This is a genomic window from Methylosinus sp. C49, from assembly GCF_009936375.1.
Classification (GTDB): Bacteria; Pseudomonadota; Alphaproteobacteria; order Rhizobiales; family Beijerinckiaceae; genus Methylosinus.
Genome location: NZ_AP022332.1, coordinates 509,919 through 533,386 on the forward strand (window position 1 = coordinate 509,919; position 23,468 = coordinate 533,386).

The window sequence follows — 23,468 nt, forward strand, 5'->3', positions numbered from 1 at the left end:
GAGCCGGCTCCGATCACTCGAACGAGATCGTTCGAGCGAAGAGCGCTCTAGAACAGGCCGGCGATCCGCCCGTCCGCGCCGACCTCGATATTATTGGCGGCGGGAACCTTGGGCAGGCCCGGCATGGTCATGATGTCGCCGCAGACGACGACGACGAATTCCGCGCCCGCCGACAGCCGCAGCTCGCGCACCGGAATCACATGACCCGAGGGCGCTCCCTTGGCGTTGGCGTCGGTCGAGAAGCTGTATTGCGTCTTGGCGATGCAGACCGGCAGGTGGCCGAAGCCCTCTTTCTCCAGCTCCGCGAAGCGCGTCTTCACCGACGGATCGAGCGCGATATCCGAAGCGCCATAGAGCTCGCGGGCGATGGTGCGCACCTTCTCGACGAGCGGCAGATCGTCGGCGTAGAGCGGCTTGAACTGCGACGGCTTGGTCTCGATCGTCGAGACGACCTTATGGGCGAGCTCCGCCGCGCCCGGACCGCCCGAGCCCCAATGATCGGCGAGCACGCAATCGACGCCCTCGGCCTCGGAAAGCTTCTGCAGCAGATCGATCTCCGCCTGCGTGTCGGTGCTGAAGCGGTTGACGGAGACGATCACCGGCACGCCGAACTTCTGCACATTGGCGATATGGCGCTTCAGATTGGCGAAGCCCTTCTCGAGCGCCGCGACATTCTCGACCTTCAGATCGTCCTTGGCGACGCCGCCATGCATCTTCAGCGCGCGAATTGTCGCGACGATGACGGTGACGTCCGGCTTGATTCCGGCCTTGCGGCATTTGATGTCGAAGAACTTCTCCGCGCCGAGATCGGCGCCGAAGCCGGCTTCCGTCACCACATAATCGGCGAGCTTCAGCGCCGCCTTGGTGGCGATGACCGAATTGCAGCCATGCGCGATATTGGCGAAAGGCCCGCCATGGATGAAGGCCGGGTTGTTCTCGAGCGTCTGCACCAGATTGGGGGCGATGGCGTCCTTCAGCAGCGCGGCCATCGAGCCCTGCGCCTTCAGCTCGGAGGCGCGAATGCTCTTCTTGTCGCGCGTCTGCGCGACGATGATGTCGCCGAGCCGGCGCTGAAGATCCTCGAGGCTGGTGGCGAGGCAGAAGATCGCCATCACCTCGGAGGCGACGGTGATGTCGAAGCCGTCCTCGCGCGGGAAGCCATTGGCCACGCCGCCGAGCGAGGAGACTATCGAGCGCAGCGAGCGGTCGTTCATATCCACGGCGCGGCGCCAGGAGATGCGGCGCGGATCGACGCCGAGCGAATTGCCCCAATAGACGTGATTGTCGATGAGCGCGGAGAGCAGATTATTGGCCGCGCCGATGGCGTGGAAGTCGCCGGTGAAATGGAGATTGATGTCCTCCATCGGCACGACTTGTGCATAGCCGCCACCGGCGGCACCGCCCTTCACGCCGAAGCAGGGGCCGAGGCTCGGCTCGCGAAGGCACATGATGGCCTTCTTGCCGATGTGATTGAGCGCGTCGCCGAGGCCCACCGTGGTGGTCGTCTTGCCTTCGCCGGCGGGCGTCGGCGTGATGGCGGTGACGAGGATCAGCTTGCCGTCCGGGCGGTCCTGCAGGGAATTGAGATAATCGAGGGAGATTTTCGCCTTGTAATGTCCGTAAGGCAACACATGTTCGGCGGGGATGCCGAGCTTCTCGCGGGCGACGTCGACGATCGGACGCATGGACGCCGCTTGAGAGATCTCGATATCGGATTTGGGAGAAAGATGCTGGTTGCCTTTCCCGCTGGCCGGGATGGACGTATCGGACATTACAATTTCTCTCCCCTCGCAGAAAGCGTTTCGCCCGCCCTCGAAGATTTATCCGGGCCGAATGGCTTTGCCCCGCGCAGTGAAAATCCCTGCGCGCGCCGCCAACGGCCGTCGGGCCAAGACCGGGAAACCCGGTCTTCGCCGTCATTGTTCCGCGAAACTAGAACCTTCCGATAGTTTCATCAAGAACCACGGCTGGCGGACATCGGGCCCTGCGACATCGTCTCCTGCCTGCAAGACGCCGATCGATATCCGCGGCCCAGTGGCTATGGAGAGATCGAAATTCCTCGTCAAGCGAAAATATCGGGCGATATAGCCCAGAGTTTCCGCGGAAATCGCGCGATTGCGGCGCTCTCCTCTTCGTTCGGAGAAGCGCCCGACTCGCTTCGCACATTCGAATAGCCGGGGCTGCTGGCCCACCCTTTGCCTATCCGATCAGAGGGCTCCAGATCGACTTGCATGGCGCGCACGCCGTGGCCGGATCGGCCCATATCAGTTTGAAAATCAACATACGCAGGGGAAGATACAGTCGCTCGCGCCGACCCTCCAGATCGAAAGGAGCGTATAAGCTCGCGCGAGAAGGTCGCCGCGGCCCACCCGTACCCCTTCGAGCGGGGGAGGGGAGGGTCGCAAGACGAATGGGATAGCGCCTACCCGCCCGTCATTCGGGAAAAAAAGTCAGGGCGAGGCCATTGATGCAATAGCGCAGGCCCGTGGGCGGCGGACCGTCGGGAAACACATGGCCGAGATGCGAGCCGCAGCGGCTGCAATGCACCTCGGTGCGGGTCATGCCATGGGAGTGATCGACGGAGGTGGCGATGGCGCCGTCGAGCGGATCGAAGAAGCTGGGCCAGCCGGTGCCGCTCGAGAATTTCTGGCGCGTGGCGAAGAGTGGCTGATCGCAGCCGGCGCAGGAGAACACGCCGGGGCGCTTCTCCTGATCGAGCGCGCAGCTGCCCGGCGGCTCCGTGCCATGGCGGCGCATGATGACATATTGATCGGGAGTGAGGCGCGCGCGCCACTCCTCCTCGGTGCGGGTGACGGGGAATTGATCTCCGCTGGTCATGGCGTCCTCCTCGAGAGCGTTCGGTTCGCCGCCGGCGACATGACGAAGCTTATCGGGACCGGGCGTCACGGAGAAGATCGTTTCCGCGCCAATGGGGCAGATCCATGCGGAAAAGCGCGGCGCCCCGCCCGGAGGCCCCGCCTTCTTGGGCATGGCTTTATCGCGGAGGCCGGCGCAGAAATCTCTCGCGCCACGTCGAGGTGGCGAGAGTGGATGCGCGCCGCTCAGCTGGAATAGGTCTCCACCCGCGCAAAGAAATCGCGGATGCGCGGAACGATCTCACGGCGGAAGCGCGAGCCGTTGAAAACGCCGTAATGGCCGACGCCCTCCTGCAGATAATGCTGCTTGCGGACGTCTGGAATATTGGCGCACAGTTCTTGCGCGGCGTAGGTCTGGCCGACGCCGGAGATGTCGTCCTTCTCGCCTTCCACTGTCAGCAGCGCGGTGCGCTGTATGGCCGAAAGATCGATGATCTCGCCGCGATGGCGCAGCAGGCCCTGCGGAATCTCGTGGCGGATGAACACTTTCTCGACCGTCTCGAGATAGAACTCGGCGGCGAGATCCATGACCGCGAGATATTCGTCGTAGAAGTCGCGATGCTTCTCGGCGGAATCGCCGTCGCCCTCGACGAGATGGTTGAACATATCGAAATGCGCGGCGACATGGCGCTCGAGATTCATCGCCATGAAGCCCGAGAGCTGCAGAAAGCCCGGATAGACCTTGCGCCCGAGCCCGGCGTGCGGAAAGGGCACGGAATGGATGCAATTGCGGTGGAACCAGTCGACGCCGCGCTCCACCGCGAGGCGATTGACCGCCGTCGGGCTGCGGCGCGGATCGATCGGCCCGCCCATCAGCACCATGGATTCGGGCGCGTCGACGCCGCCCTCGCCATCCAGCGCCGCAATGGCGCAGACGAGCGGCACGGACGCCTGGCAGACGCCGAGCGTATGCAGCGGAACGCCATCGTCGCGCTTCGACAACAGGCGCAGCATGTCGACGAGATAATCGACATAATCGTCGAGGCCGAAAACGCCTTTCTCGGTCGGCACGGCGCGGGCGTCGCACCAATCGGTGATGTAGACGTCATGGCTCGGCAGGAATGCCTCGACCGTGCCGCGCAGCAGCGTGGCGTAATGGCCGGACATTGGCGCGACGATCAGCAGCTTGGATTGGCGCGGCGCCTCGCCCTGGAAGATTCGCTGGAAATGCAGCAGCCGACAGAAGGGCCGCTCCCACACCACCTCCTCGACGATGGGCGTCGCCACGCCGTCGATCAGCGTCTCGGGAAGGTCGAAGATCGGCTTGCCGTAGCGGCGCGTCATGCGCTCGAACAATTCGGCCGCCGCCGCGACGCTGCGTCCTACCGACGTGTGCGCGAAGGGATTGAACGGATTTTTGAAGGTCGTGAGAGTCGCGTCCGACATCGCCCGCGCCGGGGCGAAGGCCAGATGCATCATCTCATAGAACTGGTACGATATCCGGTCCATCTCTCCACGCTCCCTTCATGCGCAGCGGCCGCTCTTCGAGCTGTGCTGCGACGCACAAAAAAGAAATAATAGCATAGTCAATGTCTCCTGAAATGAAATCTGGTGATGTTTTGCGCTAGGCGCCAAAAATTTTTCACTCCACCCGCCCAAGCACCAGCTAATCTGCTCAATTACTGAGCAGCACCACAGCGGCGCCTGCGAAAGCGCAGATCGTCGTCGCCGCGGCGCAGCTGAAAATCCGCAAGGCGCGGCGAATATCGGCCGGCGTCGCCTCTGCGCGGCCCGAGCCGAGCCAGACGCCCGCGACCTCATGCGCGCCATAGGCGCGCGGGCCGCCGAGCCGCAAATCCAGGGCGCCGGCCATCGCCGCCTCCGGCCAGCCGGCGTTGGGCGAGGCATGCGCGCCCGCGTCGCTCAGGCAGGTCGAAATCGCGGCCCGAAAGGAGGTCCCCGTCAGCGCTGCGCCGATCGCGATGAGAGCCGCCGAGAGGCGCGCGGCGGGAAGATTGAGGAGATCGTCCAATCGGGCGCTCGCCCAACCGAACGCTTCATGTCGCATCGTCCTGTGGCCTATCATGCTGTCGGCCGTATTGACGCTTTTGTATATGAGCGCGCCGGGCAGTCCGAACAAGACTGTGGCGAGCGCCGGGCCGATGACGCCATCCGAGAAATTCTCGGCGAGGCTTTCGATCGCCGCCCGGCTCACGCCCGCCTCATCGAGCCGCGAGACGTCGCGGCCGACGATTTTTCCGACGCTGGCGCGGCCGCGCTCGAGCGAGCGATCGAGTTGCTCGGCCACATCCCTCACATGCGTATAGAGGCTGCGTTGCGCATAGAGGCTGGATGTCAGCACGGCGAGCGGGAGAATCCCGAAAGGCAGAGCGAGACAGGCCGCCTGCAGCAGCCAGCCGATGGCGAAGGCGATGGCGACGACGAGGAGGATCGCGACGACGCCGGCGAGGCGGCGCAGCAGCGGCGGCGCGCCATCGTGATTGAGCGAGCGATCCAGCGCCGCGATCAACGCGCCGATCCAAGTGACCGGGTGGCCGATGGCGGCGAAGAGGCGAGGCGGATAGCCGATCGCCGCCTCGATCGAAAGACCGAGCGCGGCGAGCGCCAGATTTTCCGCGAGAGCAGCGAGCAAGGCTCAGCGGCCGTAGAGGCCGGTGAGGCTCGCCTTGGCGAGGACGTTCTGATTGACGATGAAGCCGACGAGCGAAGCCGTCGCGCCCTCCGGCGCCTCCACTTTCTCGACGCTCAGCGCATAGACAGTGAAGACATAGCGATGCGGCGGATCGCCGACAGGCGGGCAAGGACCGCCCCAATGCGAGAAGCCGTAATCATTGCGAATGGGCTTCGCGCCCGCGGGCAGGCCGGCGCCGCCCGCCGCTCCGGCGCCTTGCGCCAGCGCGCGCGCGGAGGCGGGAATATCGACGACGAGCCAATGCCAGAAGCCGGCGCCGCCGGTCGGCGCGTCCGGGTCGTGGCAGAAGAGCGCGAAGCTCTTGGTTCCGGCCGGCGGCTCGCTCCAATTCAGCTGCGGCGAGACATTGTCGCCCGTCCCGCCGAAATCGTCGAAAACGAATTTGCGATCGATGGTCGCGCCCTCGGCGATATCCGGGCTGGTGAGCGAAAAGCCGCCGCCTGCGGCCTCCGCCGGCGCGAGGAGAATATGGAAATCGAGGAGATTGCGCGTCATTTCGGCCCCCTGTCTCGCTGCTTTGGACGAGGACATTCTTCTAGTCCAACTCGCGCGCAGTGTCGCGCGGAGAGAATGCGGTTTATGTGTCGCCCATGACAGACGCGGACCCGACAAAGCCCCCGCTGCGCCGCGGCTGGACCACCGGCGCCTGCGCCACTGCGGCGGCGCGGGCGGCCTTCGTCGCGCTCGTCTCCGGGCGCGAGCCGCCCGATCCGGTGGAGATCGGCCTGCCGAGCGGAAGACGCGTCGCCTTCGCGCTCGCGCAATTCACCCGCGGCGCGGACTATGCCGAGGCCGGCGTGGTGAAGGACGCCGGCGACGATCCCGACGTCACTCATGGCGCGCTGATCCGCGCGAAGGTGCGGCGCGCGCCGGCGGGCGCGGGGGTGAGCTTTGCGGCCGGCCCCGGCGTTGGCGTGGTGACGCGCCCCGGCCTGCCGCTGCCGCCGGGCGAGCCGGCCATAAACCCCGTTCCCCGCGCCATGATGCGGCAGGCGATAGCGGAAGCCGCGGCCGAGCTCGGCGCGGCGCCGGACGCGCAAATCGAGATTTCTGTCGAAAACGGCGCGGAACTCGCCCGCTCGACGCTCAACGGACGGCTCGGAATTATCGGCGGGCTCTCCATTCTCGGCACGACGGGAATCGTCGTGCCCTATTCCTGCTCCGCCTGGATCGACAGCATCCACCGCGGCGTCGACGTCGCCCTCGCCTGCGGCCTCGACCATATCGCCGCGACCACCGGCTCCACTTCGGAAGACGCCGTGCGCAAGCTCTACGGCCTGCCGGAGGAGGCGCTGATCGAAATGGGCGACTTCGCCGGCGGCCTGCTGAAATATTTGCGCAAGCATAGGGTCCCGCGCGTGACCCTCGCCGGCGGCTTCGCCAAGCTGACCAAGCTGGCGCAGGGGCGGCTCGATCTTCACTCCAGCCGCTCCTCGGTCGATCTACCCGATCTCGCGGCGACCGCCCGCGCGGCCGGCGCCGGCGAGGGGCTCTGCGCGGCGATCGAAAAGGCCAATAGCGCGCTGGAGGCGCAGGCGACCGCCCGCGCGGCGGGCGTGGACCTCGCCGCGCCGATCGCGCAGCGCGCATGGTTCACGGCGGCCGCGGCGCTCGCCAATTCGGCGACCGCGCTCGAGATCATCGTCGTCGGCCGCGACGGCGCCATACTCGCACGCTCAAGCTTTCGCCCAGCGATTCGCGCAGAGGACACCCAAAAGTGAACAAGCCCGCCGCCGGCTTCTCGCACGCCCATCTCAGCCGAGGCGAGATGCTGCAGATCATGATCGGGCTCGGCCTCGCCATGCTGCTCTCGGCGCTGGACCAGACCATCGTCGCCACCGCTCTGCCGACGATCGGCAAGGACCTCGGCGATTTCGAGCATCTGCCTTGGATCGTCACCGCCTATCTCGTGGCCGCGACCGCGCTGACGCCGCTCTATGGCAAGCTCGCCGATATTCACGGCGTGCGCGTGATGCTGCTGATCGGCATTTTCACCTTCGTGCTCGGCTCGCTCGCCTGCGCCGTCTCGCCGAACCTCACCTTGCTCGCCATTGCGCGCGCGGCGCAGGGCGCGGGCGGCGGCGCGCTCATCGCGCTGGCGCAGACGATCATCGCCGATCTCGTCAGCGTGCGCGAACGCGGCCGCGCCCTCGCCTATTTCTCCGTCGTCTTCGCCGGCGCCAGCGTCGGCGGGCCGATCCTCGGCGGCGTCTTCGCCGAATATCTGCATTGGTCGCTGATCTTCTGGATCAATCTTCCGCTCGGCCTCGCGGCTTTCTTCATGACCTATTTCAAGCTGGCGCGGTTGCCGCTGCGCCGCCATCCGCATCGCGTCGATATCGCCGGCGCGGCGATGCTCATCGTCGCCTCGGTCGCCTCGCTGCTCGCGCTCTCCTGGGGCGGCGTGCGCTATCCCTGGGGCTCGGCGCCCATTCTCGCCATGCTGGCCACCGCCCTCGCCGGCTGGGCGATCTTCGCCTGGCGCACCAAGACGGCGGAGGAGCCGCTGATCCCGCTCGCCGTGCTGGCCGACGACGTTATTCGCAACGCCATTCTCGCAGGCGGTTTTGGGCTCGGAACCTTCGTCGCGCTGACGATGTATATGCCGATTTACTTCGAAGGCGCGCTGCGCCTCTCCGCCGACCAGTCCGGCCTCGCGCTGATCCCGCTCACCGTGGCGACAGTGACCGGCGCCGCCATCTCAGGACGGCTGCTCGGCCGTCTACGCCATTACAAGGCGCCGCCGCTGGCGGCGCTCGCGCTCGCTTTCGTCGCTCTGCTCATCGCGCGGCAATTTCTCGCCGATCTACCGCTCGCCGCGCTGGATGCGCTGCTGGCGATCGTCGGCTTCGGCGTCGGAGCCATGCTGCCGGTGACGACGGTCTGCGTGCAGAGCGCGGCGCCCGGGCATAATCTCGGAACGGCGACCGCTGTGATGCAATTCTCGCGTCAGCTCGGCGCGGCGCTGATCGTCGCGATCATCGGCGCGATCGTCATCGGCGCCGGCCATGGCGCGCTCATCGCCGAAGCCGGCGCCGGCGTGGAAGCGCTGCGCGAGACCTTCCGCACGGCGTTTCTGGTAGGCGCGATGTTCATCGCTTTGTGCTTCTTCTTCCTCGCGCGCATGGAGGAGAGGAATTTGCACGGGGAGGGGTGAGCGTCGCCTCACCATGTTGCATATATCTCGCGCCATCGAAAATCGACGGCGCGAGATGTCGGTGTTGCTTTCGTCAGCTGTTCCGGCGCGCGGCCGTGTGAATGATCGTGCCGACATGCTCGCCGCGCAGCGCCGCGGTGAGGCGGCCGGGGACGAGGCCGTTGACGATCTGCACATGGTCGATATGGCGCGCCGTCGCCATCACCTCGAGCAAGGCGCGATCGAAGGGCAGCGTGCCCTTGTGCTCGGCGACCTCGGCGAAGCTCGTCTCGCCGATGAGCTGCGCCTTCTCGCCGTCCGGACCATTGGGATCGCTCGTGTAGAGGCCGTCCACATCCTCCACAATGGTGAGGCCTGCGGCGCCATAGGCGTCGGCGAGCAGAAAGGCGCCCGTGTCGGCCCGATGCGGCGGAATGCGCGAGCCCGGGAACTCATGATGGTGATAGGGCGGGAAGGCGCTACCCACCACGGCGCGGGTCGCGCTGAGATGAATCGCCAGCTGATTGGCGATGGTCGGATGCTCGATATAGGAAACGCCTTCCGGCGCGAGCAGCGAGGCGAGTATGTGGCCGTTCTGGCCGGCCTCGCTCGCGGCGAGCGGCGCCAGCGAGCCGACCGGCAGGCCGAGATCGAGCCCGACGCCATAGAGATGGCGCGCGCGCACGCCGGCCCCGGTGAGGAAGAGCAGCCGATGCTCGGGCATGAGCTTGCGGATCTCCTCCACCAGCGGCAGGATCGCATCGGCGCCGCGATCCATGATGGAGCGGCCGCCGATCTTCACCACCTGCAGCCACGGGAGAACGCGGATCGGCCGCTTGCCGGCGACGGGCCGCGTCAGCTCGGAGTCGAGAAGGGTCTGCCGCGCGAGCGGAGAGGCGACATGCTTGATGTTGTAGGTGTGGGTCATGATCTATCTCAGCTCGCGGTGATGATGGTGCCGACATGCTCTCCAGAAAGAGCGCGGGTCATATTGCCGGGCACGAGGCCGTTGACGACCTGCACCTCGCGGATGTGACGCGCTGATTTCAGCAGATCGAGCAGCGGGAACTCGAGGATCGAATCCTGCAGTCCCTGCTCCTTCATCTCATCGACCGTGATCTTGGGGATGAATTTCGCATTCTTGTCGGTCTTGGGATTGGCGGTGAAGAGGCCCTGCTCGTCCTTGACGAAGATCATCGCCTTGCAACCGAATTGCTCCGCGATGAGGAAACAGCCCGCATCGGTGCGATAGGGCGGAATGACGCCCTCGGCCGCCGGACGCATCCACAGATTATAAGGCGGCATTCCGCTGAAGACCACGGCGTTCACCTCCTCGAGATAGAGCGGCACCGCCGAGAGGCCGGCGCCCTCCACGGCGGAAATGCCATGCTTGGCGAGAAGCTGGCCGAGCATCGCCGCATTCTGATCGGCGACGGAGGCGCCGAGCTGCGACAGCACGCCCGCCGGCAGGCCGACGCCCGCCGCTATGGAATAAAGATGACGCGCGCGCGTGCCGGCGCCGGTGCCGATCAGCATTTGATGCGTCTTGCGCGCGGTGACGATCTCATCGACCAGCGGATAGACCGCCGAGCGGCCGCGATCGATAATGCTCTGGCCACCGATCTTGATCACCGACGCGTCCGGCAAGATGCGAAAATCCTCGGCCTTGTCCGCTGCCGCGAGAAGCTCGACGTCGGTGAGCGAGCGCTGCATGAGGATCGCCTCGAGCTCCGCTGTCGTATGTGCCATCAGTGACGCCTTTCGTCGTTGTTTCTGCTGTCGTCGACTATCATGCGTGTAGGTAGAACGCGTTGAAGATTCTCGCAATATGCGAAAACGGTGCGTGCTTGGCGGGAAAGCCGCAAATTTCCGCCTTCTTCTACTTTGTCGGAAAAAACAACGAAAAACGCGCATTTCTCGACTGTCAGCTAGTCGCGGAGCGGGGCGCGTCAAGCATGCGGCAAAGTCGCACGCCGCGCCTCGGCGCGCGAAGTCCGAACGAGCGGCCGCAGTCATCGTAGCTTCATTGCGCAGCCATCGCGCTGAGATCGGGCGTCGCTAGCTTGGCATGCCGCGACGCTCACGGCGAGCGCCGGCCTCGAGATTGGAAAATTGCTTTTTCGTTGGAAAATGCGAGGGCCGCATGAACATACGATTGTTTTTGAAGAGCGCCTGTCTCGCGACGACGGCGCTCACCGCGACGTCGACCGCGATTGTCGCCAATGCCGATTCGTCCACGCGGACGCCGATCAAGCATGTCATCATCGTCGTCGGCGAGAATCGCACATTCGACAATCTCTTCGGCGGCTATCGTCCCGCCGCCGGTCAGAGCGTCGACAATCTGCTGAGCAAGGGCATCATCAAGGCGGATGGAACGCCCGGCCCGCATTTCTCCGAGGCGGCGCAGAACATCGGCTCCGATCTCTATCATTATGAGGTGGCGACGCCTTCGACCGGCGCCTACGCCACGCTGCCGCAGCCCTACACCACTTATGCGGCCGGCGTTCCCCAGGGCGTGCCGGATACGCGCTTCCCCGCCGATCTGCCCAACGGGCCTTATCAGATCAGCAAATATGTCTCCTACGCCGCTTACACGGGCGACCCCGTGCATCGCTTCTTCCAGATGTGGCAGCAGTGGGACGGCGGCAAGCTCGACAAATTCGTCTGGGTGGAGAAGACGATCGGCACGGGCTCCAACGGCAAGCCCCCCGCCGGCTTCGATCCCAAAGAAGGCGCGATCTCCATGGGCTTCTTCAATATGAACGCCTATACGGATGCGCATGGCGTCGCGCAGACCGGCGACGCGCCCTATTTCAAATCGCTCGCCGATTCTTATGCGATCAGCGACAATTTTCATCAGGCGGTGATGGGCGGCACGGGCGCCAATTTCCAGGCGATCGTCACCGGCCATGCGGCCTTTTATACCGATCCCACGCGTCTCGACGGCTCGCCGGCGACTCCGCCCGTCAATCAGATCGAGAATCCCGATCCGGTGAGCGGCACGAATAATTATTACACACAGGACGGCTATAGCGGCGGCTCCTATGTGAATTGCCATGATCTCTCGCAGCCGGGCGTCGCGGCCGTCGATCAGCAACTGCGCAGAAACGGGGCGTTCGAGCGCAAATGCGCGCCGGGGCATTACTACCTCGTCAACAATTACAACATGTATTGGAACGAGAAGCCCTCGGTGACGCGCGCACTCGGCGCGACGAACTTCACCCTGCCGCCGCAGAAGGCCTCGACCATCGTCGATGTGCTGAACGCGCATGGCGTGTCGTGGAAATATTACAGCGCCGATCGCGGCGACGATCCCACCGTCTTCGCCAATTCCGTCGACGGCGTGAATTTCCCCGTGGCGGGCGGGACGCCCTTCCACGCCTATTGCGGCATTTGCGATCCGCTCACCGGCTATCTGCAGGTGATGACGACGAGCGAATACGCCAAGCTGCAGAACTATGGCGCCTTCTTGAAGGATCTGACCGACAGCGCGCTGCCGGCCGTCTCCTTCGTGCGTCCCTTCGAGGCCTTCGCCGCGCATCCGGCCGATTCGACCAGCCATCTCTATGAGCAATTCTTGAAGACGCTGATCGCGCGCGTGCAGAGCTCCTCCGCCTGGGACTCGACCGCGATCTTCATCACCACGGACGAAGGCGGCGGCTACTATGATTCGGGCTATATCCAGCCGGTGGACTTCTTCGGCGACGGCACGCGCATTCCGTTCATCGCGGTCTCGCCCTACGCCAAGAAGGGCTATGTCGACCACACTTATTACGACCATGTCTCGCTGCTGAAATTCATCGAGCGGAACTGGAAGCTGCCGACGGTCTCGCATCTCAGCCGCGACAATCTGCCAAACCCGATTCCCTCGCGCGAGAATCCCTATATTCCCGCCAATCGGCCGGCGATCGGCGATCTCGTCGATCTCTTCGTCTTCGCCGATCACGACGACGATCACGATCACGGTCACCATCATCACGGCCGTGATCGCTGACGAGCGAGCCGAGGCCGCGTCCGATGCGACGGGCCTTTTCGTCCCTCTCGGACCCGAAACGAAAACGGCCGCGCCTCTTCGGCGCGGCCGCGTCATTTCGTGAGATCGCTCGTTTTCAGAAGCCCACGCCGACGAGCACGAAGCGGGGGCAGGTGATCGCCTCGCAGCGACGCGCGGCCGGATGCAGCGCCTCCGCCACAGGCGCCGGAAGAAGCGGCGCGCGCGCCTCGATGCGGCGGCGAGTCGGCAGCGGATGATGCGCGAGCGCGCCGGACCGGCGAGCGGCGCTGCAAATCCTGCGATGCGGAGCGGCCGTGGAGGGACGCGCGACGCGCGCGCGCTCGATCACCGGCGGGAGAGGCGCGACATCGGCGACGGGAGCGGTCTCGGGGACGCGGACATCGAGCTGGGCGATAGCGGCGGGCGCCATATCCTTAGGGGATGCAGCGGGCATTTCGAGCGCCAGCACGGAAAAAGATACGCAAGTGGCGAAGATCGCCGCAGCAAGCCGCATGGCCTCATCCTTTCGTCTATGAAACGTCGCCTCGGACGTTCCCCCGTCCGGGCCTTTGGAAAATACGTTGAACGGCGCACACGCTCGAAACCGCGTCGATATTACGACGCCGAGAACCCTTCAAAAGCGTTGATGCTCTCGAATGAGCGGCCACACTAGACGATTTCGCCCGCCTTGGCCAGCGATTGGGCGAGCGGGCGGCAGAGTGGCGGTGGGCATGTCGAACTTCGCCGAGGCGGCAATGGGCGGACGGTCTCGATAACGGAAATCAGCGCCATCGTAGCTTGAAAATGATCACACCGGAGGCGTAGAAATTTTCATAATTCGCCGCGAACGATCTGGCGAGACCGCCGTAAGGGTTTTTCTTTTGATACCTCATTTTTTGCGCGTTTCGTTCATCGCGACAGTGCTGCTGATTTCAGGCGCCACAGCCCGGGCCATGGACTGCGCCAAGGCGACGACGCTCGTCGAAAAAACCATCTGCGCCGATCCGCACATCAAATGGCAAGACGATGTCATATCGCGCAACTACTTCGCCGCGCTGAAATCCCTGCGAGAAAAGGGCGACAAGCCTGCGCACGCCCAAATGCAGGAGACGCAGCGAAGATGGCTCGCGGCACGTAATGCCTGCGGCTCGAAAGCGGCAGGAGGGCTCGACTACTGTATCGAGGAGACAACGAGTAAGCGACTGGGGCGTCTGCCGGCCCCGACTGCCGAGGCCGGAGCGGTTCCGCCGGCCGGCCTCAGAATCGGGACGGAAATCCTTGCCTGGGGCAAACCGAAAGACGGTCTGCGCACGCTCGACCATCGCGGACGTATCGTTCTGCAAGAGCCTCGCAACTCACTCGTCGACTCGCCATTCACAATTCACGACCGCTGGAAGGACGGCCAGACAGATGCAGTCTTGGTGGAGGAGGGCGCCGCCGATTACAATAATTGCTCGACATTCTATGTCGTGGAAAGCAGGAAGCCCGGCGCCGTCGCGCGTCACGAGCTTGGAAAGATCTGCGGCGACCGTTCGAGCGACGACGACTCGGACAATGATCCAGACCCCTGGTCGACGCGCAATGCGGATGGTTTCGCCTTCGTCTCGCCCGCGCGTCCATTCTCTAACGGCGAGGTCAGGCAGTGGCGCTCGAAAACGGGAGATTTGACCACGAGCGTCATCCAGTTTCTTCCGACGCCCGGCTCGACGATGCAGAGCCTCGCGGAGAGCCAGGAGCCGAAGGTCATAGAGCCGCTGCGTAACGCGGAATTTTTCGCCGCCGTGTCTCGCCTCGCGACGCTCGACAGAAGACGCATGGCCGACGCCTTGTGGGAGCTGACAAACGGCGGTTATCGAAATCGGAGCCCCGATATGCCGCAACCGGAACTCTACGGTCTGGCGATGGACCAGAATACGGTCGCGTATTCGGGGTGCGGCGCAGTATGGCGCGGAGGCGCCCACTTCGGTTGCGAGGAAGGCGACGCGCTCGCCGTGTGGGATCGCGCCGGAGGCGGATTCTACTTCGCGCTGAACAAGTTCGGCGACAACGGCCGCGACAGAGAAAAGGCGCAGGTCGAGCCCCCGCTCGCCTCTTGGCCGCCATCTACCCGCGCCCGCTACGAGAATTGGCGTAACGGCGGTCGCTGGACAGACGAGCGGCGGTGATCCCTATTGGAATTTCTTTTTCAGCTCCGGGCGCGCTCAACGCCCGCCGCGCGGCCGCGAATAGACGCCGGTTCGGCCGCCCTCGAAGCGCCGCGACAGGCCGCCTCGCGGCGTGACGGCGAGCTCGAGCCGATCGAATTTCATCGGATCGTCCATGCTCGCCTCGAACTTCGAGACAGCGAGCGTCACCATATCGCCCCGGCGCGACCAGCAGCCGGAGGCGATCTCGTCCAGCGCGCCATAGGCGAGCATATAGTCGAAGCGCCCGTCCGGTCGCAGCAGCAGTTCGGAGCCGGTCTCCATCACGCCGCTGAGATAATAATGGCCCACGAGCGAAGGATCGCCCGCCTCGCAGCCGGCCGCCTCGGCCGCGGGCAGCGTCGCCGCGAGGGCGAGCCAAAAGGCTCGCGCGCGCGCCGCCCGGCGGGGGATCACTGCGCGTTCTTCATCGCGGAGGGCAGCATCGCCGGATCCTCCTCGATCAGCTTTTCTATGCTGCGATCGTCGATCGGCTTGGCCGCCGCCGTGGCGACCGGCTGCGCCTTCAGCCCGGTCTGATCGGCGAGCCATTCCCGCCATTGCGCATGGCTGCCGTTGAAGGTGTTCTGATCCACGGCGACGGGAATTCCGGGGACATGGCCGTCGGAGCGATATTGCCAGAAGGTCCATTTGCGGTCGCCATAGCGCACCGCCGGATGATATTTCGTCGAGCGCACCCAGATCGGATATTCCGCCAGCGCGCCGGAATGCAGGATCGCCTGATAGAAATCCACCGAGCTGTAGATGATCGGCTTCTTGCCGTAATGGCGCTCCATATCCTCGAGCATGACGCGCATGTCGCGCAGCACCTCGTCGCGATAGAGCGTGCGCTTGCAGCTGCGGGAGGTGGGCGTCGCCTCCACGTCCAGCACGGGCGGCAGCGCGTCCGGCTCCACCGGCACGACGGATTTGAAGAAGCCGGTCTCCTCATGCGGGGGCCGGCACCAATAGACGAAATGATAGGCGCCGCGCGGCACGCCGGCCGCCTTGGCCGCCGCCCAATTGCGCTGGAACTTGGAATCGAGCGCGTCGCCGCCCTCGGTCGCCTTGATGAAGGCGAAGCCGACGCCGGACTCCTTCACCGCCTGCCAGTCGATGTCGCCCTGATATTTGGAGACATCGACGCCATGCACGGCGAATTCGGCGCTGCGCGTCGCCGGATAGGCGTGCAGCTGCGACTCCGGCACCGCATAGGCGAGATAGGTCGGGTCCTTGCGCGCGTTGACCAGCGGCGCGCTGGTCGCAAAGCGCGGGCGCGCGCTATAGGACGGATCCACGGCGCTGCCGCAGCCGGAGAGGGCCGTGGAAAGAAGGACGGCGGCCGCAGCCGCGAAAATCTCGTTCGATCGCATTGCGCGAAAATATCCCGCAAGCCGGTAACGAAGCGTTAATTCCCCAAAGCCCGCGCGATTCGCCGCAGTCTCGGCCGCACGACTCATCCCAGGCGGAACCATAACGTGGCTATGCCCAGAAAGGAACCATAGCCGACGACATCGGTGACGGTGGTGACGAAGGCGCTGGAGGCGACGGCCGGATCGACCTTCCAGCGCTCGAGCAGCATGGGCACCAAAATGCCGCCCAGCGCGCCGGCGGCGAGATTGGTGAACATGGCCATGGCCATCACCGGGCCGAGGCCGATCGTCTGGAACCAATTGGCCGCGACGAGCCCGGTGAGCAGGCCGAAAGCCGCGCCATTGAAGGCCCCGGTCGCCAGCTCGCGCAATATGATGCGCATGGCGTTGGAGCGCGAGAGCTCGCGCGTCGCCAGCGCCCGCACCGTCACCGTCATCGTCTGCGTCGCTGAATTGCCGCCCTGGCTCGCGACGATGGGCGCGAGCACGGCCAGCGCCACCATTTGCTGCAGCTGCGACTCGAAGGTCTTCAGCACGCTCGCCGAGATGAAGGCGGTGCCGAGATTGATAAGGAGCCAGAGAAAGCGGCTCTTGACGATCCACCAGAAGCTGTCGGTCAGCTCCTCGTCCGGGCTGACGCCGCCGAGCGCCTTGATCTCCTCGGAGGCCGCCTCCTGGATGACGTCGACCACGTCGTCGATGGTGATGACGCCGACGAGCCGCTCCGCCTCGTCCACCACGGGAACGGACACGAGATTGTAGCGCTCGAAGAGGCGAGCCACCTCCTCCGTGTCTTCGTCGAATTGCACGCGGCGGCGGTCCGCCTGCATGATCTCCTCGACGCGGGTCTGGGGATGGGCGCGCACCAGCGCGTCGAGAAAAACCGTGCCGAGCAGCCGATAGGCCGGATCGACGACGAAGACCTCGAAGAAATTGTCCGGCAGCTCGTCCGGCTCCGTCGCGCGGAAAAAATCCAGCACCTCGCCCGCCGACCAGAAGGGCGGCACGGCGATCAGCGTCGTCTGCATCAGGCGCCCGGCGGTGCCCTCGGCGGCCTCCAGCGAGCGGCGCAGAATGATGCGCTCCTGGGCCGGCAGCGCCTCCAGGACCTCGGCCTGCTCCTCGGGCTCCAGCGTCTCCAGAATGGCGACGGCGTCGTCGCTCTCGAGCTCGCGCATCGCCTCGGCGAGCGTCGCGACCGGCAGCTCCTCGAGAATTTCCTCGCGGGTCGTCTCGCCGACCTCGGTCAGAGCGGCGAAGTCGAACTCGTCGCCCATCAGCTCGACGAGGCGTGGGCGCTCCTCGTGATCGAGCAATTCGATCAGCGCGCCGACATCCGCCTCGTGGAGCGGAGAGACCAGCTCCTTCACATGGCCGGAATCGCCTTCGGCGATGGCCTCTTCCACCGCGGCGACGAAATCGGCGCGCGGCTCGCCGGTTTCCTCGTCACGAAAATTTCCTTCCGCAGGCGCCGATTTTTCATGGTCTTGCGACATATGGGGGCCTGATCGATGCGCGAGGGGAGCCTACCGGCCGGCGAGACCGGGACAGGGCTCCCTTAACGCGCCGCGCCGGGAAAGCAAACCGCCAATGCATGTTCTTTCGACTCTCTTTCGTCTTACTGCGGCTCTGCTCGCCCTCATGCCCGCCGCCGCCGGCGCGGCCGAATGCGGCGCGCAGGCTCTGGGCGTCTCGCGGACGATCGCGATCGACGGAAGCGAGGGATTGGCGCTCGGCCTGCAGACCTATCCGCGCACGCTGGCGCTCGCCGATCACGAGGTCGTCCTCACCTTCGACGACGGCCCGGCCCATGGCGCGACCGAGCGCGTGCTGGATGCGCTGAAGGCGGAATGCGCGCGGGCGACCTTCTTCCTCGTCGGCTCCCATGCGGCGGAATCGCCGGCGCTGGTCCGCCGCATCGTCGCAGAAGGACACAACGCCGGACATCATTCCTACAGCCACCCCGCCCGCACGCTGCGGCTGATGAGCGAGGATGCGGCGCAGGCCGACATAGAAAAAGGCTTCCGCGCCGTCGACGCCGCCGCCGGCTTTCCTCCCGCCGACAGCCCGCATTTCCCCTTCTTCCGCTTCCCCGGCTTCGCCGACACGCCGCAGCTGGTGCGCTGGCTGGAAGACCGCGACGTCTCGGTCTTCGGCGCCGATCTGTGGGCCTCGGACTGGCAGGAAATGTCGCCGCATGCCGAGCTGGAGCTGGTGATGTCGCGGCTGCAGGCGGCCGGCAAGGGCATCGTGCTGTTCCACGATCCGCGGCCCTCGACGGCGGCGATGATGCCGGATTTTCTACGCGAGCTGAAAGCGCGCGGCTTCCGCCTCGTTCACATCGTCCCCGGCGAAGGACCGACGCCGATCGCCCGCGCCAAGCCCGGCTGGACCTCGGCGACCGAGGCGATCATCGCCAAGACGCTCGGCCCCAAGGGCCTGCGCAGCGAGCCGCAGGAGGAAGGCCGGGGCGTCAAATCGCAGTAAAAATCAGAGCTTTCCGCGGTCACAGGCGTAGAAGCCCTTCGCGCCCCAGCAGGGGCCGGTCTGGTAGACGGCGCCGAGATCGCGATCCTTGAGCCGCGCGGTCCAGACGCGACCCTGCCGCAGCTTGATCGTCAGCGGGCCTTCCTCGATCTCGAAGATGACCTCCTTCGGCTCACGCAGGATACGGCACGACTTGGCGATCACGACACGGCCCTGGAGCTTCACGAAGCAGCGCGCCTCATATTCCTCGAGCGCGCCCGCAGGAGCGGGGGCCGGATCGGAGGGCGGCGGCGCCGGCTCCTCGGCCTCGGCGACCGGCGCCGGCGCGGCGGCGGCCGGAGGCGGCGCGTGAGCTCGGACCGGGGCTCGGACTGGAGGTTGGGCGGGAGCCGTGGTCGCCGTCGGCTCCGGGTCCGCCGGCGGGACGAAAGGCGCGGCGAGCGGCGGCGCATTGTCGAAGGCGCCGCGCGGCTTGCTCGAAAATTCGCCGAGCGCCGAGGCCGGATAGCCGAGATCGCCCGCCACGGCCGTGGTGGCGGCGAGGCCGGCGGCCAATAGCGCGCCGGCCAGCGCAGGTCTGACGCTCATGCCCGCGCTCATGCCCCTATCTCCTCGCCTCATGTCCCACATTGCCGCGTCTCGATTTCTATCATGCTGGCGCCGAAGAGGTTTCCTACGTGAGCGTGGCGGCGAAAAAGGGCGCGAGTTCGGCGCTGGAAGGGCCGCCCCGTGTCTGCGACGCGCAAGCTCGCGCGCGATGGAGCCCAAGACCGCCCGAGGACCGCATCCTCGCCGCATTGGCGAGAGAGGATGCGGCCGAGCGGCGCCACGCGAGCCGGACTCGCAGAAGCCGCGACGGATGAGCTGGTTCGATCATGGCCGACTGGAATGCGCTTCTCTATTCGACTTTCGAGACAGAACGCACGCGGCCCGCGCGCGAGCTGCTGGCTCGCATTCCGCTCGAGGCGCCGAGATTCATCATCGATCTCGGCTGCGGGCCGGGCAATAGCGCAGAACTGCTGGCAGGGCGTTTTCCCACAGCCCGTCTGCTCGGCGTCGATTCTTCGCCGGACATGATCGCCGCCGCCCGCGCGCGCCTTCCCGCCGCCGATTTGGCGCTGGCGGACATCGCCGATTTTCGTCCCGACGCGGCGCCCGATCTCCTCTTCGCCAACGCCTCGCTGCAATGGCTCCACGATCATCGCGCGCTGCTTCCGCGCCTCGTCGCCACGCTCGCGCCCGGCGGCGTCCTCGCCATGCAAATGCCCGACAATCAGGACGAGCCGAGCCATCGGCTGATGCGGGAGGCCGCCGCCGCCGGACCCTGGGCGCAGAAGATCGGCGACGCCGCGGCGATTCGGACGAAAATCCTCGCCGCCGAGGCCTATTACGATCTTCTGCACGAAGCCGGCTGCGAGACGGATGTCTGGCGCACGACCTACGCCCATCCGCTGGCGGGGGCGGACGCGATCGTGGAATGGGTGAGAGCGACCGGGCTGCGCCCGTTTCTCGCGCCGCTGACGGAGGAGGAGGCGCGCGGCTTCGTCGCCGCTTACCGAGCGGCGCTCGCCAAAGCCTATCCGCGCCGGGCGGACGGAAAGGTCCTGCTGCTCTTTCCGCGGCTGTTCATCGTGGCGCGCCGCAAATGAGCGGGCGCGAGCGCGCCGCGGCTCAGGCGGAGGCGGCGGGCTTGGCCAATTGCGCGGCGCGGGTCGCCTGCTCGCGGCTCGGCACCATGACCCAGGCCTCGCCGTCCAGCACCACCTTGCCGTCCACCAGGCACTCACAGTGCAGGCGGGCGCGACGGCCCTTCTCGATCAGCTCGACGATTTCGACCACGACGTGAATCACGTCGCCGATCTTGACCGGAGCGCGGAAATTCAGCGTCTGCGACAGATAGACCGCGCCCGGCCCCGGCAGATACATGCCAATGACGGTGGAGATCAGCGAGGCCGTGTAGAGCCCATGCACGATGCGCTCGCCGAAGCGCGTCTTGCTGGCGAAATGGTCCGACAGATGGATCGGATTGCGGTCGCCGGAGAGATCGGCGAAGGCGATCACGTCGTCGTCCATGACGGCCTTCATCAAGGTCTCGCGCATTCCGACGGCGAGGTCTTCGAAATAATAGGTCTTGAAGGGCGTCGACATGGATGCGGTCACCGGCCATTTTCGCCCAGGCGGAAGAGGCCGCTGGGCCGTTTCTCCATCTACCACACCAGAAACGGCGCAAATGCAACCGGTTTGACTCCGGCCCCGGCCAGAAGCGCCCCCATTGCGGCCGCGTCCAGCCGGCGGTCCGGCGGCGGGTAGAGCTCGTCGCGATGCACGCCCTCGGTCAAGAACAGCGAGTCGAGGCCGGCGCGGGAAGCCCCCAGCAAATCCGTCGCCACTCCGTCGCCGATGGCCAGAACGCGGGCGGGAGCCTCGCCGGCGAGAGCGGCGATGCGGCCGATAGCGGCGGCGTAGATCGGCGGATAGGGCTTACCGGCCATCACCACCTCGCCGCCCAGCGCGGCGTAACGCTCGGCCAGAGCGCCGGCGCAATAGACCAGCTCGCCGGCGATGCCGACCACAATGTCGGGATTGGCGCAGAGCATAGGCAGGCCGCGCGCGCGCATGCGCTCCAGCGTTCCCGCATAATCGTCCGGCGTCTCGCGGCGCTCGTCGATGAGCCCGGTGCAGACGACATAATCGGCGTCCTCGAGCGGGACGCGGCGGAATTTTCCGCCGAGCAGCCGATCGGCGGCCTCGAAAAGCCCATTGTCGCGCGGCGGGCCGAGGTGATGGCACGCCTCGCCGTCGCGCGCGACCATCTGCTCCAGCGTCAATTGCCCGGCGCTGACGAGATCGTCATAGGCGGCGCGCGGCAGGCCGAGCCCGTCGAGCTGCCGGCGGACCTCCTCGCTCGGCCGCGAGGCGTTGGTGACGAGCGCCACCTTGCCGCCGCGGGCGCGGAATTTTTCCAGCGCCTCGGCCGCGACGGGAAAATGCGAGCGCCCGTCGATGAGCACGCCCCAGACGTCGCAGAGGATCGCATCATAGCGATCGGCGAGCTGCGCCAGGCCGGAAATCTGCGGAATCGTCATATCAGAACCGCGGCTGCGCAAAGGCGGCGGCATGGGCCTGCGGCGCGACCTGCGAGAATTCGCCCGTGGCCTCGTCCAGCGCCAGCAGCCTTCCGTCCATCACGCCGAAATAGGCGCCATGCAGCGAGAGATAATGGCGCTGCTCCAAAGTCGCGATCCAGGGGAAGCTGCGCAGATTGGCGACGCCCTGCTTGATCGATTCGAAGGCGAGTCGCTCGACATAATCCGGCGTGAGAGGGTCTGGAATGGCGCCGGCGCGCTCGGCGGCCGGGGCCAGCAGCTTGATCCAGCTGCCGATGAAATCGCCGGCCGAGAGCGGCCGCGTGTAGGGATCGGCTTGGCTCTCCGCATAGGCGCGCACGCCGCCGCATTGGGCGTGGCCGAGGATAACGAGATGATTCACCTTCAGCGCCATCACCGCATATTCCAGCGCCGCCGAGGTGCCGTGATATTGATTGTCCGGCGCATAGGGCGGCACGAGATTGCCGACGTTGCGAATGACGAACAGCTCGCCCGGCCCGGCGTCGAAGATCGCCTCCGGCGCGACGCGCGAATCGCAGCAGCCGATCACCATCGTCCGTGGCTTCTGGCCTTCCGCCGCCAGCTGGTGGAATCGCTCCTGCTCGCTGCGAAACCGCCCGGCGAGAAAGGTCTCGTAACCTTTCTCGAGATGGGCGGGGAGAATGTCGCCGGGCTGCTCTGTCGGGCCGGCTTCGGTCATATTCGCTCCTCGTGACGGCCGGCGATGGCGCGCCGGCGGCGGCTCCTTTATTGTGGAGCGCGACCGACGAGGCAAGGGGAGAAAAAGAGAGCCATGATTTCGCGACCGCGACGCAGCGTGCTGGCCATGCCGGGCTCCAATGCCAGAGCGCTGGAGAAGGGCAAGACGCTCGCAGCCGATGTGCTGATGTTCGAGCTCGAGGACGGCGTCGCCGAGGCCGCCAAGGAGGCGGCGCGCGAGCAGGTCGTCGCCGCGGTGAAGGGCGGCGGCTATGGCTCCCGCGAGATCATCGTGCGCGTCAACGTCTTCGATTCACCCTGGTACGCCGCCGATATAGCGGCCGTCGCCGCGGCGGGGCCGGACGCCATCGTCGTCCCCAAGGCCAATAGCCGCGAGGATATTCTGCGCGCCGCGCGCGATATGAAAGCCGCCGGCGCCCCCGCCCACACCACGCTCTGGGCGATGATCGAGACGCCGCGCGCGCTCTTCGACATAGAGAAAATCGCCAGCGCAGCCGAGGAAGCGCCGCTCTCCGCCATGATGCTGGGGCCGAACGACATCGCCAAATCGACGCGGGCGCGGCTGACGCCGGGCCGTCCGGCGCTGGTCGCCTGGCTCTCCGCCTCGGTGCTGGCGGCGCGTCTGCACACTGTCGATATCATCGACGGCATCTACAATGATTTCAACGATCTCGAAGGGCTGCGCCGCGAGGCCGAGCAGGGCCGCGACCTCGGCATGGACGGCAAGATGCTGATTCATCCGGGCCAGATCGCCACGGTCAACGAGGTTTTCGCGCCCTCGCCGTCCGAGATCGAATTCGCGCGCAAGATCGTCGAGCTGTTCGACGCGCCGGAGAATGCGGCGATCGGCGTCGCGCAGATCGACGGCCGCATGGTGGAGCGCCTGCATCTCGACGGCGCGCGGCGGACGCTGGCGCTCTACGGCGCGGCCTGAGCGGA

General features: G+C 65.9%; 22 protein-coding genes. 7 read left to right on the forward strand and 15 right to left on the reverse strand.

Annotated elements, in window-relative coordinates; genetic code table 11:
* Window positions 1–47: 47 nt before the first annotated feature.
* From GYH34_RS02390 to GYH34_RS02410, 5 genes are all read right to left on the reverse strand, one after another.
* Window positions 48–1,772 carry a formate--tetrahydrofolate ligase gene (locus tag GYH34_RS02390; protein ID WP_161912205.1) on the reverse strand — a complete coding sequence of 575 codons (1,725 nt, stop codon included), beginning with the start codon at window positions 1,770–1,772 and terminating at the stop codon, window positions 48–50.
* 661 nt (window positions 1,773–2,433) lie between these two features.
* On the reverse strand, window positions 2,434–2,838 hold the full coding sequence (msrB, locus tag GYH34_RS02395; protein WP_161914847.1) for a peptide-methionine (R)-S-oxide reductase MsrB: 405 nt from the start codon (window positions 2,836–2,838) through the stop codon (window positions 2,434–2,436).
* Between the two features lie 224 nt (window positions 2,839–3,062).
* Complete coding sequence (gene phaZ / locus GYH34_RS02400; RefSeq protein ID WP_161912206.1) at window positions 3,063–4,325, reverse strand: polyhydroxyalkanoate depolymerase; 1,263 nt, start codon at window positions 4,323–4,325, stop codon at window positions 3,063–3,065.
* A gap of 166 nt (window positions 4,326–4,491) precedes the next feature.
* Window positions 4,492–5,469: an adenosylcobinamide-phosphate synthase CbiB gene (gene cbiB, locus GYH34_RS02405; protein WP_161912207.1), complete on the reverse strand. Its 978-nt coding sequence runs from the start codon at window positions 5,467–5,469 to the stop codon at window positions 4,492–4,494.
* A 3-nt stretch (window positions 5,470–5,472) separates the two neighbouring features.
* A complete protein-coding gene (locus GYH34_RS02410; RefSeq protein WP_174242352.1) occupies window positions 5,473–6,024 on the reverse strand; it encodes a YbhB/YbcL family Raf kinase inhibitor-like protein in 552 nt (183 codons plus the stop codon).
* A gap of 95 nt (window positions 6,025–6,119) precedes the next feature.
* Between GYH34_RS02410 and GYH34_RS02415 the strand changes: the two genes are divergently transcribed.
* Together GYH34_RS02415 and GYH34_RS02420 are read left to right on the forward strand one after the other, a co-directional pair.
* Window positions 6,120–7,250, forward strand: a complete 1,131-nt coding sequence (locus tag GYH34_RS02415; RefSeq protein WP_161912208.1) for a cobalt-precorrin-5B (C(1))-methyltransferase — start codon at window positions 6,120–6,122, stop codon at window positions 7,248–7,250.
* Complete coding sequence (locus tag GYH34_RS02420) at window positions 7,247–8,686, forward strand: MFS transporter (protein ID WP_161912209.1); 1,440 nt, start codon at window positions 7,247–7,249, stop codon at window positions 8,684–8,686. Before GYH34_RS02415 ends, GYH34_RS02420 begins: the two co-directional genes overlap by 4 nt.
* Before the next feature lie 73 nt (window positions 8,687–8,759).
* On the opposite strand, the gene GYH34_RS02425 is transcribed toward GYH34_RS02420, so the two are convergent.
* Together GYH34_RS02425 and GYH34_RS02430 are read right to left on the reverse strand one after the other, a co-directional pair.
* A complete protein-coding gene (locus GYH34_RS02425; RefSeq protein ID WP_161912210.1) occupies window positions 8,760–9,593 on the reverse strand; it encodes a molybdenum storage protein subunit alpha in 834 nt (277 codons plus the stop codon).
* An 8-nt stretch (window positions 9,594–9,601) separates the two neighbouring features.
* On the reverse strand, window positions 9,602–10,414 hold the full coding sequence (locus GYH34_RS02430; RefSeq protein ID WP_161912211.1) for a uridine kinase: 813 nt from the start codon (window positions 10,412–10,414) through the stop codon (window positions 9,602–9,604).
* A 394-nt stretch (window positions 10,415–10,808) separates the two neighbouring features.
* On the opposite strand from GYH34_RS02430, the gene GYH34_RS02435 reads away from it, so the two are divergent.
* Window positions 10,809–12,659, forward strand: a complete 1,851-nt coding sequence (locus GYH34_RS02435; RefSeq protein WP_161912212.1) for an alkaline phosphatase family protein — start codon at window positions 10,809–10,811, stop codon at window positions 12,657–12,659.
* 115 nt (window positions 12,660–12,774) lie between these two features.
* Here the strand turns inward: GYH34_RS02435 and GYH34_RS02440 are convergent, their stop codons facing one another.
* Window positions 12,775–13,173 (reverse strand): hypothetical protein, encoded by a 399-nt coding sequence (locus GYH34_RS02440; RefSeq protein WP_161912213.1) that lies wholly within the window; start codon window positions 13,171–13,173, stop codon window positions 12,775–12,777.
* A 439-nt stretch (window positions 13,174–13,612) separates the two neighbouring features.
* Between GYH34_RS02440 and GYH34_RS02445 the strand changes: the two genes are divergently transcribed.
* Window positions 13,613–14,824 (forward strand): lysozyme inhibitor LprI family protein, encoded by a 1,212-nt coding sequence (locus GYH34_RS02445; RefSeq protein WP_161912214.1) that lies wholly within the window; start codon window positions 13,613–13,615, stop codon window positions 14,822–14,824.
* Window positions 14,825–14,860: 36 nt separating this feature from the next.
* Here the strand turns inward: GYH34_RS02445 and GYH34_RS21640 are convergent, their stop codons facing one another.
* The 3 genes from GYH34_RS21640 to mgtE form a co-directional block, all read right to left on the reverse strand.
* Window positions 14,861–15,259: a hypothetical protein gene (locus tag GYH34_RS21640; RefSeq protein WP_162561571.1), complete on the reverse strand. Its 399-nt coding sequence runs from the start codon at window positions 15,257–15,259 to the stop codon at window positions 14,861–14,863.
* The gene (locus GYH34_RS02450; RefSeq protein ID WP_161912215.1) at window positions 15,256–16,215 is read right to left on the reverse strand and encodes a GH25 family lysozyme; all 960 of its coding nucleotides are present in this window, start codon (window positions 16,213–16,215) and stop codon (window positions 15,256–15,258) included. Before GYH34_RS02450 ends, GYH34_RS21640 begins: the two co-directional genes overlap by 4 nt.
* Window positions 16,216–16,298: 83 nt before the next feature.
* Window positions 16,299–17,711, reverse strand: a complete 1,413-nt coding sequence (mgtE, locus tag GYH34_RS02455) for a magnesium transporter (protein ID WP_161912216.1) — start codon at window positions 17,709–17,711, stop codon at window positions 16,299–16,301.
* A gap of 94 nt (window positions 17,712–17,805) precedes the next feature.
* Here mgtE and GYH34_RS02460 point away from each other — a divergent pair, with 94 nt between their 5' ends.
* Window positions 17,806–18,702 carry a polysaccharide deacetylase family protein gene (locus tag GYH34_RS02460; RefSeq protein ID WP_174242353.1) on the forward strand — a complete coding sequence of 299 codons (897 nt, stop codon included), beginning with the start codon at window positions 17,806–17,808 and terminating at the stop codon, window positions 18,700–18,702.
* A 3-nt stretch (window positions 18,703–18,705) separates the two neighbouring features.
* Here the strand turns inward: GYH34_RS02460 and GYH34_RS02465 are convergent, their stop codons facing one another.
* Window positions 18,706–19,290: a hypothetical protein gene (locus tag GYH34_RS02465; RefSeq protein WP_161912217.1), complete on the reverse strand. Its 585-nt coding sequence runs from the start codon at window positions 19,288–19,290 to the stop codon at window positions 18,706–18,708.
* Between the two features lie 287 nt (window positions 19,291–19,577).
* Between GYH34_RS02465 and tam the strand changes: the two genes are divergently transcribed.
* Window positions 19,578–20,351, forward strand: a complete 774-nt coding sequence (gene tam / locus GYH34_RS02470; protein ID WP_161912218.1) for a trans-aconitate 2-methyltransferase — start codon at window positions 19,578–19,580, stop codon at window positions 20,349–20,351.
* 22 nt (window positions 20,352–20,373) lie between these two features.
* Here the strand turns inward: tam and GYH34_RS02475 are convergent, their stop codons facing one another.
* From GYH34_RS02475 to GYH34_RS02485, 3 genes are read right to left on the reverse strand one after another with little or no spacing between them, the layout of a single operon-like run.
* Window positions 20,374–20,850, reverse strand: a complete 477-nt coding sequence (locus GYH34_RS02475; protein WP_018267432.1) for a MaoC family dehydratase — start codon at window positions 20,848–20,850, stop codon at window positions 20,374–20,376.
* Between the two features lie 59 nt (window positions 20,851–20,909).
* Window positions 20,910–21,788 (reverse strand): TIGR01459 family HAD-type hydrolase, encoded by an 879-nt coding sequence (locus tag GYH34_RS02480; RefSeq protein ID WP_244635233.1) that lies wholly within the window; start codon window positions 21,786–21,788, stop codon window positions 20,910–20,912.
* A gap of 1 nt (window position 21,789) precedes the next feature.
* Window positions 21,790–22,509 (reverse strand): carbonic anhydrase, encoded by a 720-nt coding sequence (locus GYH34_RS02485; protein WP_161912220.1) that lies wholly within the window; start codon window positions 22,507–22,509, stop codon window positions 21,790–21,792.
* A gap of 93 nt (window positions 22,510–22,602) precedes the next feature.
* Here GYH34_RS02485 and GYH34_RS02490 point away from each other — a divergent pair, with 93 nt between their 5' ends.
* The gene (locus tag GYH34_RS02490) at window positions 22,603–23,463 is read left to right on the forward strand and encodes a CoA ester lyase (RefSeq protein WP_161912221.1); all 861 of its coding nucleotides are present in this window, start codon (window positions 22,603–22,605) and stop codon (window positions 23,461–23,463) included.
* Window positions 23,464–23,468 lie beyond the last annotated feature (5 nt).

Bases quoted from the DNA above. Each gene is read 5' to 3' on its own strand.
- GYH34_RS02390 (WP_161912205.1), bottom strand. From the start codon at position 1,772: ATGTCCGATACGTCCATCCCGGCCAGCGGGAAAGGCAACCAGCATCTT.
- msrB (WP_161914847.1), bottom strand. From the start codon at position 2,838: ATGACCAGCGGAGATCAATTCCCCGTCACCCGCACCGAGGAGGAGTGG.
- phaZ (WP_161912206.1), bottom strand. From the start codon at position 4,325: ATGGACCGGATATCGTACCAGTTCTATGAGATGATGCATCTGGCCTTC.
- GYH34_RS02410 (WP_174242352.1), bottom strand. From the start codon at position 6,024: ATGACGCGCAATCTCCTCGATTTCCATATTCTCCTCGCGCCGGCGGAG.
- GYH34_RS02415 (WP_161912208.1), top strand. From the start codon at position 6,120: ATGACAGACGCGGACCCGACAAAGCCCCCGCTGCGCCGCGGCTGGACC.
- GYH34_RS02425 (WP_161912210.1), bottom strand. From the start codon at position 9,593: ATGACCCACACCTACAACATCAAGCATGTCGCCTCTCCGCTCGCGCGG.
- GYH34_RS02430 (WP_161912211.1), bottom strand. From the start codon at position 10,414: ATGGCACATACGACAGCGGAGCTCGAGGCGATCCTCATGCAGCGCTCG.
- GYH34_RS02435 (WP_161912212.1), top strand. From the start codon at position 10,809: ATGAACATACGATTGTTTTTGAAGAGCGCCTGTCTCGCGACGACGGCG.
- GYH34_RS02440 (WP_161912213.1), bottom strand. From the start codon at position 13,173: ATGCGGCTTGCTGCGGCGATCTTCGCCACTTGCGTATCTTTTTCCGTG.
- GYH34_RS02445 (WP_161912214.1), top strand. From the start codon at position 13,613: ATGGACTGCGCCAAGGCGACGACGCTCGTCGAAAAAACCATCTGCGCC.
- GYH34_RS02450 (WP_161912215.1), bottom strand. From the start codon at position 16,215: ATGCGATCGAACGAGATTTTCGCGGCTGCGGCCGCCGTCCTTCTTTCC.
- mgtE (WP_161912216.1), bottom strand. From the start codon at position 17,711: ATGTCGCAAGACCATGAAAAATCGGCGCCTGCGGAAGGAAATTTTCGT.
- GYH34_RS02460 (WP_174242353.1), top strand. From the start codon at position 17,806: ATGCATGTTCTTTCGACTCTCTTTCGTCTTACTGCGGCTCTGCTCGCC.
- GYH34_RS02465 (WP_161912217.1), bottom strand. From the start codon at position 19,290: ATGAGCGTCAGACCTGCGCTGGCCGGCGCGCTATTGGCCGCCGGCCTC.
- tam (WP_161912218.1), top strand. From the start codon at position 19,578: ATGGCCGACTGGAATGCGCTTCTCTATTCGACTTTCGAGACAGAACGC.
- GYH34_RS02475 (WP_018267432.1), bottom strand. From the start codon at position 20,850: ATGTCGACGCCCTTCAAGACCTATTATTTCGAAGACCTCGCCGTCGGA.
- GYH34_RS02480 (WP_244635233.1), bottom strand. From the start codon at position 21,788: ATGACGATTCCGCAGATTTCCGGCCTGGCGCAGCTCGCCGATCGCTAT.
- GYH34_RS02485 (WP_161912220.1), bottom strand. From the start codon at position 22,509: ATGACCGAAGCCGGCCCGACAGAGCAGCCCGGCGACATTCTCCCCGCC.
- GYH34_RS02490 (WP_161912221.1), top strand. From the start codon at position 22,603: ATGATTTCGCGACCGCGACGCAGCGTGCTGGCCATGCCGGGCTCCAAT.